The sequence below is a fragment of the Salinimicrobium maris genome, assembly GCF_049680855.1.
Classification (GTDB): domain Bacteria; phylum Bacteroidota; class Bacteroidia; order Flavobacteriales; family Flavobacteriaceae; genus Salinimicrobium.
Map to the genome: position 1 here is coordinate 1,112,886 of NZ_JBMPGS010000001.1, position 13,779 is coordinate 1,126,664.

General features: G+C 41.1%; 13 protein-coding genes. 12 read left to right on the plus strand and 1 reads right to left on the minus strand.

Going from position 1 to position 13,779, the window contains the following annotated elements; all coding sequences use genetic code 11:
• Window positions 1–23 precede the first annotated feature (23 nt).
• Window positions 24–932: a gliding motility-associated ABC transporter ATP-binding subunit GldA gene (gene gldA, locus ACOV1Q_RS05270; RefSeq protein WP_424493315.1), complete on the minus strand. Its 909-nt coding sequence runs from the start codon at window positions 930–932 to the stop codon at window positions 24–26.
• Between the two features lie 333 nt (window positions 933–1,265).
• Between gldA and ACOV1Q_RS05275 the strand changes: the two genes are divergently transcribed.
• The 12 genes from ACOV1Q_RS05275 to queA all read left to right on the plus strand — a co-directional run bounded on the left by ACOV1Q_RS05275 (window position 1,266) and on the right by queA (window position 13,676).
• Complete coding sequence (locus ACOV1Q_RS05275) at window positions 1,266–2,093, plus strand: prephenate dehydratase (protein WP_424493316.1); 828 nt, start codon at window positions 1,266–1,268, stop codon at window positions 2,091–2,093.
• On the plus strand, window positions 2,090–3,238 hold the full coding sequence (locus tag ACOV1Q_RS05280) for a pyridoxal phosphate-dependent aminotransferase (RefSeq protein WP_424493317.1): 1,149 nt from the start codon (window positions 2,090–2,092) through the stop codon (window positions 3,236–3,238). Before ACOV1Q_RS05275 ends, ACOV1Q_RS05280 begins: the two co-directional genes overlap by 4 nt.
• Window positions 3,235–4,083, plus strand: a complete 849-nt coding sequence (locus ACOV1Q_RS05285) for a prephenate dehydrogenase (RefSeq protein WP_424493318.1) — start codon at window positions 3,235–3,237, stop codon at window positions 4,081–4,083. Before ACOV1Q_RS05280 ends, ACOV1Q_RS05285 begins: the two co-directional genes overlap by 4 nt.
• 23 nt (window positions 4,084–4,106) lie before the next feature.
• On the plus strand, window positions 4,107–5,189 hold the full coding sequence (locus ACOV1Q_RS05290; RefSeq protein ID WP_424493319.1) for a chorismate mutase: 1,083 nt from the start codon (window positions 4,107–4,109) through the stop codon (window positions 5,187–5,189).
• 160 nt (window positions 5,190–5,349) lie between these two features.
• Window positions 5,350–6,303 (plus strand): ribosome small subunit-dependent GTPase A, encoded by a 954-nt coding sequence (rsgA, locus tag ACOV1Q_RS05295; RefSeq protein ID WP_424493320.1) that lies wholly within the window; start codon window positions 5,350–5,352, stop codon window positions 6,301–6,303.
• A complete protein-coding gene (dtd, locus tag ACOV1Q_RS05300; RefSeq protein WP_424493321.1) occupies window positions 6,300–6,752 on the plus strand; it encodes a D-aminoacyl-tRNA deacylase in 453 nt (150 codons plus the stop codon). Before rsgA ends, dtd begins: the two co-directional genes overlap by 4 nt.
• A gap of 55 nt (window positions 6,753–6,807) precedes the next feature.
• On the plus strand, window positions 6,808–8,721 hold the full coding sequence (locus tag ACOV1Q_RS05305; RefSeq protein WP_424493322.1) for a DUF3858 domain-containing protein: 1,914 nt from the start codon (window positions 6,808–6,810) through the stop codon (window positions 8,719–8,721).
• 9 nt (window positions 8,722–8,730) lie between these two features.
• Window positions 8,731–10,698, plus strand: a complete 1,968-nt coding sequence (locus ACOV1Q_RS05310) for a DUF3858 domain-containing protein (protein ID WP_424493323.1) — start codon at window positions 8,731–8,733, stop codon at window positions 10,696–10,698.
• 3 nt (window positions 10,699–10,701) lie between these two features.
• Window positions 10,702–11,028, plus strand: a complete 327-nt coding sequence (locus ACOV1Q_RS05315; RefSeq protein ID WP_424493324.1) for a nucleotide pyrophosphohydrolase — start codon at window positions 10,702–10,704, stop codon at window positions 11,026–11,028.
• Window positions 11,029–11,301, plus strand: coding sequence for a hypothetical protein (locus ACOV1Q_RS05320; protein ID WP_424493325.1), 273 nt, complete (start codon window positions 11,029–11,031; stop codon window positions 11,299–11,301).
• Between the two features lie 12 nt (window positions 11,302–11,313).
• Window positions 11,314–12,537 (plus strand): 3-phosphoshikimate 1-carboxyvinyltransferase, encoded by a 1,224-nt coding sequence (locus tag ACOV1Q_RS05325; RefSeq protein ID WP_424493326.1) that lies wholly within the window; start codon window positions 11,314–11,316, stop codon window positions 12,535–12,537.
• An 89-nt stretch (window positions 12,538–12,626) separates the two neighbouring features.
• Window positions 12,627–13,676, plus strand: a complete 1,050-nt coding sequence (gene queA / locus ACOV1Q_RS05330) for a tRNA preQ1(34) S-adenosylmethionine ribosyltransferase-isomerase QueA (protein ID WP_424493400.1) — start codon at window positions 12,627–12,629, stop codon at window positions 13,674–13,676.
• The last annotated feature ends 103 nt before the right edge of the window (window positions 13,677–13,779 follow it).

Genomic DNA, 13,779 nt, shown 5'->3' on the forward strand with positions numbered 1-13,779 from the left:
GAAGTAAACTTTTAGAAAACCTATTAAATTTGCCCTTTTTGAGTAGTCAGTTCGGCGAAAAGGTGCTCCAGGTTTTTAGTTTTTCGGTTTAGTTGCAAAGTTTTAAGTCCGTTATCGTGGGCGAAATCAAACACAGCAGGACGCATGTCTTTTTGATTTTCAAAAGTAATCTCATAAACGAATCCGCCGGTATTTCTTACAGAAGTTACGTGAGGCAGCCGTTCCAGCGCAACAATTTCAATTCTGTAGTCAAATTCCACCTCAATTATTTGATGACTTTCTTTCCGCAGCTCGTCCATTTTCTTATCGGCCACAACTTTACCTTTATTAATGATGATCACGCGCTCACAAAGGGCTTCGACTTCACGCATAATGTGTGTGGAGAGAAAAATGGTCTTTTCTTTCCCCGTTTTTCTGATCAATTCCCGAATTTCCACCAGCTGATTTGGATCAAGTCCGGTGGTTGGCTCGTCGAGAATAAGCACCTCAGGATCGTGCAAAAGGGCATTTGCGAGGCCTACACGCTGGCGGTATCCTTTGGAAAGCTGGCCAATTTTTTTGTTAGCTTCGGGAGTAAGCCCCGTGATTGCGATCACCTTTTCAATTTCGCTTTTAGGTACTTTGTAGAGAGAGGCATTGAACTCCAGGTATTCTCTTACGTACATTTCGGTGTACAGCGAATTATGCTCGGGCAGGTAACCGGTACTGCGCTGTGCCTTTAAAGTTTCATTGCTGACGGAAAAATTGTTTACGCTGGCTTCCCCTTCCGAAGGTTGCAAATATCCGGTAAGGATCTTCATTAAGGTAGATTTCCCCGCACCATTAGGTCCCAAAAAGCCGACAATTTCTCCTTTTTCTATAGAGAAACTTACCTCGTCAAGCGCCTTTTGCTCCCCGTAATATTTTGTAATTTCTGAAACCGAAATGGACATACCTGCTTTTTTTCAAAAATAAGAATTCTGCCCGACTTCCTGAATTTCTTCAGGATTCATAACGTTTTCAACGTTTCAAGCTTTTGAAAGAGGCTCCAGGATTTGTTTTTCCGAAATCGTTTTAGTGAAAATAGTTCAAAAAATTTATTAGTTTTTCAAATTAAATACTACATTAGCTATTCAGAAACAGCAGAATGAAAAATTTAATTACCTGGAACGCTTTTTATTATTTTTATTTCTATACCAGAGATAGAATCGGGAGCGCCATGTAATTACTTAAATAAATTATATCTCAAATCCCGATGTTCTCATCGGGATTTTTTGTTTTTAGCGATGACAGAAAAAGTAGCAATTCAGGGAATAAAAGGATCTTTTCACCACCAGGTAGCGCAGGAATACTATGGGAATGAAGTAGAGGTAGACGAATGTTCATCATTCCAGGCTGTGGTAGACAGTCTGCTTTCAGAAACTGCCGAACGGGCGGTTATGGCGATTGAAAATTCCATTGCAGGTTCGATCCTGCCCAATTACGCACTCATCGACGAGAACGGGTTGAGAATTATTGGTGAACATTACATTCCCGTGTACATGAATCTAATGGCCTTGCCCGGCCAGCGTGTAGAAGAGATCAAGAAAGTGTATTCCCATCCCATGGCTTTGTTGCAGTGCAAGGAATTTTTTAAAAATTTTCCGAAGATCAAACTTATTGAGGATACAGATACTGCCGGGGCTGCGAGACGAATCGCTAAAAAAGGATCACATGGATCTGCCGCCGTGGCGAGCAAAGCCGCTTCTCAAATTTTTGGGTTGGAAATTCTATCCGAAGGAATTCACACCATAAAAAGTAACGCCACCCGATTTTTAATTTTGAGCACTCAGAAGAATTGCCCTAACGGATATAAAATTGATAAGGCTTCGCTCAAATTCGTGATGGAAAGCAAGCAGGGAAGCCTTGTGAGCGTACTCAATATCATTCGTGATTATGATCTCGACATGACCAAGATCCAGAGTGTGCCGGTGATAGAAACACCCTGGAAATACGCATTTTTCATAGATGTAATCTTTGAAGATCTTGAAAAATTTACAAAAGCTATGGAAATTCTTGAGGTAATGACCGAGCAGTTAAAGGTATTAGGAACTTATAAAAACAGTTTAATATGATAGCCCAGGCAAATAGATTGGACCATGTAGAAGAATACTATTTCTCCACGAAATTACAGGAGGTACGTGCTTTAGAGGCAGCGGGAAAATCCATTGTGAACCTGGGAATTGGCAGCCCAGATCTACCGCCGCCGCCACAGGTGGTGGCAGGATTGAACGACGCCATGATAAACCCCGGCGCTCACCAGTATCAGCCATACCGCGGAACTGGTGATTTCAGGAAAGCGATTGGGGAATTCTACCAGAAGTTCTATGGTGTAACCCTTAATACCAATACTGAAATTCTTCCCTTAATGGGCAGCAAAGAAGGAATTGCACATATTTCTATGGCATTTCTTAATGAAGGTGATGAGGTGTTGATCCCTAATCCGGGTTATCCCACTTATACTTCGGTAACGAAACTTTTTGGAGCGAGTCCGGTGTATTATGACCTTCAGGAAGAAAAGAACTGGCAACCAGATTTTGAAGAATTAGAGAAAAAGGATCTTAGTGGTGTAAAATTAATGTGGGTCAATTACCCTCACATGCCAACGGGAGCTTCGGGTAGTGAGAAATTATTTGAAGATCTCATCAGTTTTGCCAGGAAGCATAAAATTCTAATTGTAAATGACAATCCGTACAGTTTTATCCTTAATGAGCATCCGAAAAGTATTCTGAAGAAAAAAGGCGCGAAAGACGTTGTTCTGGAGCTTAACTCTCTTAGTAAAAGTTTCAATATGGCGGGCTGGCGAATAGGAATGCTCTGCGGAAGTGAAAAAAATATAAACTCGGTTCTCAAGGTAAAGACGAATATGGACAGCGGAATGTTTTTTCCGCTGCAGGCCGGGGCGGCCACTGCTCTGAGGTTACCGGTAAGCTGGTTCAGTGAGCAGAATGAAATTTACAAAGCCCGGAAGGAAATAATGTTGCAGTTCATTAATGCTCTAAACTGTGAGCCTTCAAAAGAGCAAACCGGCATGTTCATCTGGGCGAAAGTTCCGGAGGGATTTACTTCAGAAAGTTTTGTAGATCATTTGCTGCACGAGCACAGTATATTCATCGCGCCGGGATTCATTTTTGGAAGCAGGGGAGAAGGATACGTGCGGTTTTCGCTTTGCGCCACCGAAGAAAAAATTACAACTGCCTTAAACAGGATCAAGCAATGAAAGTACAGGTCATTGGAATAGGATTAATTGGCGGTTCCTTCGCGCTGGGAATAAAATCGGCTTTTCCTGAGGTGCAAATTGCGGGAATAGACGCCAGTGAATCAAACCTCGAAGAGGCAAAAAAGCTTGGCTTAATTGACATTTCTGGAACCCCGGAAGAAGTTGGGAGTACAGATGTGGTTATTGTGGCGGTACCCGTAAATGCGGCGACGACAGTGATTACACAGGTGCTGGATATGGTGGGAGAGGATACCCTGGTTTTCGATGCCGGTTCAACAAAAGCAAAGCTTTGCAAGGAAATCTCCTGCCACCCAAACCGAAGAAATTTTCTGGCAGCACATCCCATCGCAGGAACCGAATTTTCCGGTCCCGGGGCTGCGTTTCCCGATCTTTTCAGAAATAAGACCAACATTATCTGTGAAGTGGAAAAAACAGCCTTTAAACTTCAGGAACGGGCCATGGAAATTTTTCAGAAGCTGGGCATGCGCATCAGGTATATGGATCCTGAATCTCATGATAGACACATTGCTTATGTTTCGCACCTATCGCACATAAGCTCCTTTATGCTTGGGAAAACGGTTCTTGAAAAAGAGAAAAATGAACGGGATATTTTTGACCTTGCCGGCAGCGGATTTGCCTCTACGGTTCGACTGGCAAAAAGTTCACCGGCCATGTGGTCGCCCATTTTTCAGCAGAACAAGGAAAATGTGCTGGAAACGCTCAACGAATATATAAGCAATCTAACCGACTTCAAAAAACTACTTGAAAATGATGATTTTCAGGAGGTTTTTAGGGAGATGGAAAGAACGAATCATATCAAATCAATTTTAAACGGAATTAATTAAACCAACAGAAAAACTATTTTAAAATGGAAAATAAAAAAGAACTTAGAAACTGGCTGGATGCTTTTGGATTGGACCATCCTTTAGTTATCGCCGGCCCCTGCAGCGCCGAAACCGAAGAGCAACTTTTAAAAATAGCACATCAGTTAAAAGATACCGATGCTAACGTGCTTCGTGCCGGCATATGGAAGCCACGAACCCGCCCGGGAAATTTTGAAGGTGTGGGAGCTTTGGGGCTTAAGTGGCTGCAAAAGGCAAAGCAGGAAACGGGAATGCTTACCACCACCGAGGTTGCGAGTCCGCATCACGTTGATCTTGCGCTGGAACATGATATTGACATTCTCTGGATTGGCGCCAGGACTACGGTTTCGCCTTTCATCGTTCAGGATATTGCAGATGCTTTAAAAGGAACAGATAAGATCGTGCTGGTGAAAAACCCGGTAAATCCCGATCTATCACTCTGGCTGGGAGCTGTAGAACGATTCTACTCCTGTGACATCAAAAACCTGGGAGTTATTCACCGTGGATTCTCGGCTTACGAAAAAACCAAATACCGAAATAATCCCGAGTGGCAGATCGCTATTGAACTTCAGAATAAATTTCCAGATTTACCGCTAATCCTGGATCCGTCACACATTGCCGGTAGAAGAGACATCATTTTTGACCTTTGTCAAACAGCACTCGATCTTAATTATGACGGATTGATGGTGGAAACGCATTTTGATCCAGATAATGCCTGGAGCGATGCAAAACAGCAAATCACTCCTGCAACCCTTGTTCAAATCATGAAAGATCTTAAAATAAGGAAAGAAGTTTCAGAAAGTGAGGAGTTTAAAAATAAACTCAGCAACCTTAGAGCGCAAATAGATGTTGCAGATAACCAGTTGATCGAACTGCTTTCCAAAAGAATGAAAATTTCCGACGAAATAGGAAAAGTGAAGAAATCTCAGAACGTTTCTGTGCTGCAGACTAAAAGATGGAATGAAATTCTTGGTAAAATGGTGCTGGAAGGAGAACAGCATGGGTTGAGCGAAGAATTTGTGCTTCGGTTATTCAAGGCTGTGCACCAGGAATCTATCAATCACCAGGAAAAGATCATGAAACAGTAAACTCCATTCTTAAAAATCAGTACTTAGTTTCCGGTTCAAAATTTTAATCTAAATTTTTCTTGTTAATTTGTTGCAGGAATAACAAGGGTTCCAAAAATGGCATTTTTGGATGCTTTTATAGAAGCAGAAATTCGCCGGAGCTAAGATCGAAACATGATAAATGAAAGGAACTGTTTACAAATCTACCGGAAGCTGGTACCAGGTAAAAGCTGATGACGGCCGGTTTTTTAACTGCCGTATCAAAGGGAAGTTCAGGATAAAGGGGATTAAAAGCACCAATCCTGTTGCTGTTGGCGACCGGGTGGAATTCAAAATAGAAGAAAAATCTGAAGAGGAGAACGGGGTGATCACAAAAATTGGCGACCGGGAGAATTACATCATCCGGAAATCTGTTAATCTTTCGAAGCAAACGCATATCATTGCTTCCAACATTGATCAGGCTTTTTTGCTTATTACGCTCAACAATCCACCCACTTTTACCACTTTTATAGATCGTTTTCTCGTGACTGCTGAAGCTTACGGGATAGAAGCTATTTTACTTTTTAACAAGATTGATACCTATAATGAAGATGAGCTGACAGAAGTGAAGTATTTGGCAGCATTGTACCGCGAAATTGGTTACCAATGCATAGGAATTTCGGCCAAAACACAAAAGAACGTGGACCAGGTGAAAGAACTTATGAAAGGTAAAACCAGTATGATTTCTGGCCATAGCGGTACGGGAAAATCTACCCTCGTAAATGCTATTGAACCTTCGCTGAACCTCAAGACGTCTGAAATTTCGGAACAACACAAACAAGGTCAGCATACCACGACGTTTGCTGAAATGTATGATCTAAGCTTTGACGCTCGCATTATCGACACGCCTGGCATAAAAGGTTTTGGTGTTGTAGATATGGAAAAAGAGGAAATAGGAGATTATTTTCCTGAGTTCTTCGAGCGGAAACAGGATTGCAAATTTCATAATTGCCTGCATCTTGATGAGCCAAAATGCGCGGTAAAAGACGCTTTGGAAGACGAGGAAATCGCCTGGTCCCGTTATAAAAGTTACCTGCAGATCCTGGAAGGAGATGACGAGCAGCATTACAGAATCGATAATTATTCAGAAGAATGAGAGCAGTATTACAACGGGTTTCACATGCATCGGTAACTATTGAAGGTAAAATAAAATCTGAAATTCAGCAGGGTTTATTAATTCTTCTGGGAATTGAAGATGAAGATTCTGATGAGGATATTCAATGGCTGAGTTCCAAAATTATTAAAATGAGGATTTTCAATGATGAAAACGGCGTGATGAATGATTCACTGCAGGACATCAATGGAAATGCTATTGTGGTAAGCCAGTTCACCTTACATGCCAGTACAAAAAAGGGAAACAGGCCCAGCTATATCAAGGCTGCAAAACCCGATGTTGCCATTCCGTTATATGAAAAGTTTATCCAGGTTCTGGAAAAAGCGTTGGGAAAATCTGTAGGCACAGGAGAATTTGGCGCTGATATGAAGGTAGAACTATTAAATGACGGGCCGGTAACAATCATTATAGATTCAAAAAATAAAAGTTAAGGTGCTGTTAAATTTTTTCTATATTGTGAGCAAATAGAATTTTTGCCTCTTACTCATGTACAAATTTTTAGTTTTTGCCTGCCTGTTTATTACAACCACAATTTCTGCACAATCAGGTCAATATCAAAGCCTTCTTGTAAATGCCCACCTGGTAAATGATGCCAATGCAGTCGTGCGGGATGAAATCGTGGAAATCGAGATCAAAGATGTTGATGAACTCGTAATTCGTACAAAAAGAGCTGTGACTGTTTTTAATGAAAATGGCAATGCGCACGTAGATGCCTATGATTTTTTTGATGATCATAGTAAAATAAAAGAACAAAAAGTTTTGATCTATGATAAACTTGGGAACGAAATAAAAAAATACAAGAGACGCGATTTCGAAGAGCGAAGTGCTGTGGGGTCAGGTACTCTAATTTCTGATGATCGGGTAAAGTACATAGATTACACTCCGCAGGAATATCCATATACGATGGTATACGAGAGTGAGGTGGAAAAGACTTCCACAATTTTTGTTCCGGCATGGAGGCCGGTAAATGCGTACAATTTGAGTGTGGAAAATTCTTCTTATAGGATAATAAACCCGGCAAAGATCCCATTGAGGTTTGCGGAAAAGAACCTTGACAGCCTGCCAGTAGAAAAAAACACCTCAAGGTATGAGATAAGTTACAGTCTTACAAATTTGCCGGCATTTTCTTATGAGCGACTAAGCCCTGGGCTCGATGAATTTTCTCCAAAAGTACTGGTAGCCCTTAATTCATTTTCCCTGGTAGGAGTAGAAGGAACTGCAGCAGATTGGAAAGAATTTGGAAAATGGCAGTATGATCACCTTTTAAAGGGAAGAACGAATTTGTCTACCGAGACCATTTCTAAAGTAAAAGATCTCACTGCAGATGCAGAAACAGATATTGAAAAGGCAAAGAGAATTTATCAATATGTACAGGATAACACCAGGTACATAAGCGTACAGTTGGGAATTGGCGGCTGGCAACCTATGACGGCTCAGGAAGTGGACCAGGTAAGATATGGCGACTGTAAGGCTCTTACGAATTACACTAAAGCACTCCTGGAAAGCCAGAATATTGAAGCTTATTATACCGTCGTTTATGGCAATACGAACAGAGAAGATATCGATAAGGATTTTCCTTCAATGCAGGGGAACCATGTCATTCTAAATGTTCCTTCAGAAAAGGAGGATGTGTGGCTGGAATGTACAAGTCAAACTGTTCCTTTTAATTATCTGGGAGATTTTACAGATAACCGTGACGTACTTGTCATAAAACCTGAAGGAGGTGAAATTGTTCGTACCAAGGCCTATTCTGCCGAAGAAAACCAACAACAAACCCATAATAGAATTGAACTTTTTAAAGATGGATCTTTTAAAGCTACGGTAGACCGTATTTCCAGTGGAATTCCGTACGGAGATATTTACGGCATAGCAAGAGCATCTGAAAAGGACCAGATTCTGTTTTACAAAAAGAACTGGGGGCATTTAAAAAACATCAATTTCACGAAGGTTGTTTTTGAAAATGACCGGGACCAACAGAAGTTTACGGAGAGCCTAAGTTTTACAGGCGATAGATTTACTTCGAAAGCCGGAAGCCGTCTTTTACTTCCTTTAAACTTTTTGGAGCCGTCCACTTACAACCTTCCGCGCAATGAAGCTAGAAAAAGACCACTGGAGATATCCAGGGGGAGGTCATTTGAAGATAGGTTTGAATATGTTCTTCCGGTGGGATATGAGGTAGAATCCATCCCTGAAAATGCCTTTTTAGAGAATGATTTTGGGCGTTTTGAATTTTCAGTGGAATTAGTTGAGAAAGAAGGTGCCAAGGCTATAGAAGTGAAAAGATCTTATGTGATCAATGAAGGATTGTGGCCTGCGGAAGCTTACAATAATTTTAGAGAGTTCATGTACTCCGTTAATTCCTTGTGTAACCAAAAGGCTGTAATCATAGCCGCCAAATAATTATTTGTTATGCGTAATTTTTACCTTGTCCTTGTCTTGATTTGCATGGGAGCACATGCACATGCTCAAAATTTCAAGTATGGAAAAGTTTCAGAAGAAGAAGTGCTGGAAAAGAGCCATCCCAAAGATCCCGATGCCAATGCTGCCATTCTTTATAGAGAACACAAGACTTACTATGAAATCAATCCCAGTTCCGGTTTCACGCTTGTCACCAATGTAAGGGAGCGGGTAAAAATTTATAATAAAGACGGCCTTGACTGGGCAACAAAGGAAATATTCTATTACCAGAGTGGGAATGACAGGGAAAAAGTCGCAAAAATTAAAGGGGCGACTTACAATTTGGTGGGCGATAAACTGGAAAGGGAAAAGTTGCGAAAAGATGGCATTTTTGAAGAGGAAGTTTCAGATTACCAGGTGAAGACGATTCTTACCATGCCTGCCGTAAGAGAAGGAAGTGTGATAGAATACGAATATACCCTGCGTTCTCCTTTCATTACCTCTATAGATATGGTGCCGTTGCAAAACGTAATTCCAATTAACAGGCTGGAAGCCCAGGTAACCATTCCGGAGTACTTCGGATTTAAAAGGCATGTGAACCTGAAGTCGGAATTATACTTTCCCATAGAAGAAACCCGAAAAAGTGACACCTATCGACCGGGAGCCGGTTCAAAACTTGATTTTATGCAGAATATCTATTCTGTAACGGCAGATGATGTTCCTGCATTGAAGGATGAAGCATACGTAGATTATCTTCAGAATTATGCGGCCTTTATAAAATGGGAATTGCAGTACACAAAATTTCCAAATGCCATCGTGGAAACCTTTTCAGAAACCTGGGAAGGAATAGCCAAGGATATTTATAACGGCGCGTACAGCAAGGAATTTGGCCGCGATAATTACTTTCATAAGGAAGTAGATGAGCTGCTCGCGGGTGTTACAGATCCTGTAGAAAAAGCAGCTTTGATCTACGATTTTGTAAAACAGAAAGTGAAATGGAATGAATACCTTGGTTTTATGCCTGAAAGTAGTTGTAAATCTGCTTACAAAGATGGCGAAGGAAATGTGGGCGAAATTAACCTGATGCTTACCAGTATGCTTAAATATGCTGGCTTAAAATCAAACCCTGTACTGGTAAGCACAAAAAATAATGGTGTGCCGGTTTTTCCAACCCGCAATGGCTTTAATTATGTTATTTCAAGCGTGGAACTGCCAAACGGAATCATTCTACTGGATGCTACAGATGCCGGTGCAGGAATGGGGGAATTACCCAGACGCGCCCGAAACTGGCAGGGGAGAATGATAGAAGAAAACGGAAATTCTGCCTGGGTGAACCTAATGCCCCAAAAGATGTCAGGTCACCAATCTACCTTTAACATTAAAATGACAGATGACCTGGTTCTAAACGGGAAGGCAATGAGTTTTTATACAGGCCTGGAAGCCAAATCTTACCGTGATGAATTTGCCTCTTTGTCTTTAGAAGAACAAATTGAACAGCTGGAAAGCGGCAAAGGGAATATTACGATCTCAAATGTCGCCAGGGAAAATGATCAACTCCCGGGAATGGAGGTGAAGGAAAGTTATGAATTTGAGCTACAAAATGGTTTGGAAATGATCAACGGTAAAGTTTACTTAAAACCATTATTATTTGAAGCAATGACTGAAAACCCTTTTAAGGCAGATGAGCGGCATTACCCAATATTTTTTGATTATCCATACGAAAAGAGCAGCACGATCAACATTATGATTCCCGAAGGCTATACAGTAGAATCCCTGCCCGAAAGTGTCATTTCTGAATTAAATGATGGGGCCGGTTCCTATAAATTTCTCGTAAATCTGAATAATAATTTTTTAAGGATACAGTCTGTAGTGGAAATGAAAAATATTGTTTATACTCCCAAAGATTATGAAGCCCTGAAGAATTTTTATGCTTTAATGGTAGAAAAACAAGCAGAAACAGTAGTATTGTCAAAAATATAAAGAATGAATATTGAAGATGCCCAAAAGGCGGTTGATGACTGGATAAAAGAGCACGGCGTGCGGTATTTTGATGAACTCACAAATATGGCGCAGCTTACCGAGGAAGTGGGGGAAGTGGCAAGAATCATTGCCCGCCGCTATGGAGAACAAAGTGAAAAGGAAAGTGATAAGTCCAAAGATTTGGGCGAGGAGCTGGCAGATGTGGTTTTTGTAGTGCTTTGTCTGGCAAACCAAACCGGAGTCAACCTTCAAAAAGCCTTTGATAAGAAACTCGACCTAAAAACAAAGCGTGACCACGACAGGCACCATAACAATGAGAAATTAAAGTAAATGGGATATCTTGATAATTTTAAGAGCAAAGAATTTTGGATCGATGTATTCAAGCTGGGAATAATTTTCTTTGTAACCTTTGTTATTCTATCGCTCCTTATCTCCAACTTTGGAAATATTATGGACGGTGATTTCCAGGCGGTTTATGAAAACGAATGGTCTAATGGAAAGTGGAAGCGCGACCTTGCTATTAAAGCAGCGATCACGCTGGTGTATGCGGTGTATATGACCAGTCGCAGGAGGAAAGCACAAGAAAGACAATCTGCTAATTAAAAGCTTAAAAAAATGGATCTTCAGTTATCACGCACCCGCGAAGCTGTTGTGGGCAATTTAAATATTACCGGTTCAAAAAGTGAATCAAACAGGCTTTTGATCCTTCAGGCGCTTTATCCCAACCTTGAAATTGAAAACCTTTCCAATAGTGATGATTCAAAAGTACTTTTGAAGGCGCTTTCTTCCGAGGAAAAAACGGTGGATATTCACCACGCCGGGACAGCAATGCGCTTTCTGACTGCTTATTTTGCCGCTGGGAAAAAGGAAGTTATTCTCACAGGTAGTGAACGGATGCAGCAACGTCCAATAAAAATTCTGGTGGAGGCGCTACATGCTTTGGGTGCCGATATTGAATATATAAAAGAAGAAGGTTTTCCTCCTTTGAGAATTAAAGGAAAAGAAATGACAGGGAGCAAAGTTTCCCTGCAGGCCAATGTGAGTAGCCAGTATATCTCTGCATTGATGTTGATTGCGCCATCTTTGCCAAACGGACTCGAAATTGAACTGGAAGGAAAAGTGACCTCGGTTCCTTATATTTTAATGACGCTCTCACTACTCAAAAATGCGGGTTTTGCGGGTGTTTTTCAGGATAATATTATAAAGATCGATCCCTGCGGAACAATTCCCCGAACCACTTTAACTGTGGAGTCGGACTGGAGTTCTGCGTCTTATTTCTACAGCATTGCCGCATTAAGTGACAATGCTGAAATTGTTTTGCGTAGTTACAAGAAAACCAGCCACCAGGGCGATGCTGTTGTTGCAGATATCTATGAAAAAATAGGGGTGTTAACGGCATTTTCAAAAGACCGGGTGACACTTCTCAAAACCGGAAAAGATTTGCCAGAGTTTCTTGAACTGGATCTTTCCGATTCTCCAGATCTTGCTCAAACCATTGCCGTCACGTGCTTCGGATTGGGAATAACATGTTATCTTACTGGATTGCACACTCTAAAGATTAAGGAAACCGACCGGCTTCTTGCCCTCAAAACGGAAATTAGAAAAATGGGTGGAAAAGTGAAGATTACAGAGGATTCCCTGAAGTTATTTTCCGCAGGTGAAATAAAACAAGATGTGGCCATAGCGACGTACAACGACCATAGAATGGCAATGGCCTTTGCACCGCTGGTGCTGAAGGTTCCGCTTAAGATCATGGATGCAGAGGTAGTTTCTAAATCTTATCCTACCTTCTGGGAAGATCTTGAAAAACTCAATTTTTCCTGTTCGCGTCAGGAATAACAGGCTATTCATCAAATAATCTGTCATTTACTTGACAACCCCTGTTTTGAGGTTGTATATTTGCAGCTTTTAAAAACTATTATATGGGAATGAAATTATCGCACTTCAATTTTGAGCTTCCGCCCGAATTGTTAGCTGAATACCCTGCGGAAAATCGAGATGAGGCGCGCCTTATGGTCTTAAACAGGAAAGAACAAACAATAGAGCACAAGCAGTTCAAAGATCTTATTGATTATTTTGAACCTCATGATGTGATGGTGTTGAACAATACAAAGGTTTTTCCAGCTCGTTTATTTGGGAATAAGGAAAAAACCGGAGCTCGTATAGAAGTATTCTTGCTACGAGAATTAAATTCTGAAACCCGTCTTTGGGATGTTTTGGTAGATCCTGCCAGGAAAATAAGAATTGGGAATAAATTGTATTTCGGGGAAGACGAAAGTCTGGTGGCCGAGGTAATTGATAATACTACTTCCAGAGGTAGAACGCTTCGGTTCTTATACGACGGTTCTTACGAGGAATTTAGAAATAAACTGACAGAACTTGGAGAAACTCCACTTCCGAAGTATATAAAAAGAGAGGTGCAGCCGGAAGACCAGGAGAGATATCAAACGATCTATGCAAAATCTGAAGGTGCTGTTGCAGCGCCAACTGCAGGATTACACTTTTCAAAACACCTATTGAAGAGACTGGAGATCAAAGGAATTGACTTTGCGGAATGTACGCTTCATGTGGGGCTTGGAACCTTTAGCCCTGTGGAGGTAGAAGATCTTTCCAAGCATAAAATGGATAGTGAAGAAGCTTTTATTGAGAAGCCTGCGGTTGACACGATCAACAAAGCTATAGCTGAGAAAAGAAAAGTTTGTGCTGTAGGAACCACCGTGATGAGATCATTGGAAAGTTCGGTTTCTTCCAACAAAACCTTAAATGAATTTTCAGGATGGACGAATAAGTTCATCTTTCCTCCGTACGATTTTAGCATTGCGAACTGTATGATCACCAACTTCCATACGCCAAAATCTACTTTATTGATGATGGTTTCTGCTTTTGCAGGTCATGATTTCATGAAGAAAGCCTATGCTGAAGCCGTGAAGGAAAAGTATAAATTCTATACTTACGGTGACGCCATGTTGATCCTATAAGTTTGATCGTCAGTGCTCGGAGAGCATTGGGCATTGAAAATAAAAAACCTGCAAGGTCTATTTTGACCTTGTAGGTTTTGTTTTTTAATGAAAAGAACCGGCC

Bases quoted from the DNA above. Each gene is read 5' to 3' on its own strand.
- gldA (WP_424493315.1), bottom strand. From the start codon at position 932: ATGTCCATTTCGGTTTCAGAAATTACAAAATATTACGGGGAGCAAAAG.
- ACOV1Q_RS05275 (WP_424493316.1), top strand. From the start codon at position 1,266: ATGACAGAAAAAGTAGCAATTCAGGGAATAAAAGGATCTTTTCACCAC.
- ACOV1Q_RS05280 (WP_424493317.1), top strand. From the start codon at position 2,090: ATGATAGCCCAGGCAAATAGATTGGACCATGTAGAAGAATACTATTTC.
- ACOV1Q_RS05285 (WP_424493318.1), top strand. From the start codon at position 3,235: ATGAAAGTACAGGTCATTGGAATAGGATTAATTGGCGGTTCCTTCGCG.
- ACOV1Q_RS05290 (WP_424493319.1), top strand. From the start codon at position 4,107: ATGGAAAATAAAAAAGAACTTAGAAACTGGCTGGATGCTTTTGGATTG.
- rsgA (WP_424493320.1), top strand. From the start codon at position 5,350: ATGAAAGGAACTGTTTACAAATCTACCGGAAGCTGGTACCAGGTAAAA.
- dtd (WP_424493321.1), top strand. From the start codon at position 6,300: ATGAGAGCAGTATTACAACGGGTTTCACATGCATCGGTAACTATTGAA.
- ACOV1Q_RS05305 (WP_424493322.1), top strand. From the start codon at position 6,808: ATGTACAAATTTTTAGTTTTTGCCTGCCTGTTTATTACAACCACAATT.
- ACOV1Q_RS05310 (WP_424493323.1), top strand. From the start codon at position 8,731: ATGCGTAATTTTTACCTTGTCCTTGTCTTGATTTGCATGGGAGCACAT.
- ACOV1Q_RS05315 (WP_424493324.1), top strand. From the start codon at position 10,702: ATGAATATTGAAGATGCCCAAAAGGCGGTTGATGACTGGATAAAAGAG.
- ACOV1Q_RS05320 (WP_424493325.1), top strand. From the start codon at position 11,029: ATGGGATATCTTGATAATTTTAAGAGCAAAGAATTTTGGATCGATGTA.
- ACOV1Q_RS05325 (WP_424493326.1), top strand. From the start codon at position 11,314: ATGGATCTTCAGTTATCACGCACCCGCGAAGCTGTTGTGGGCAATTTA.
- queA (WP_424493400.1), top strand. From the start codon at position 12,627: ATGAAATTATCGCACTTCAATTTTGAGCTTCCGCCCGAATTGTTAGCT.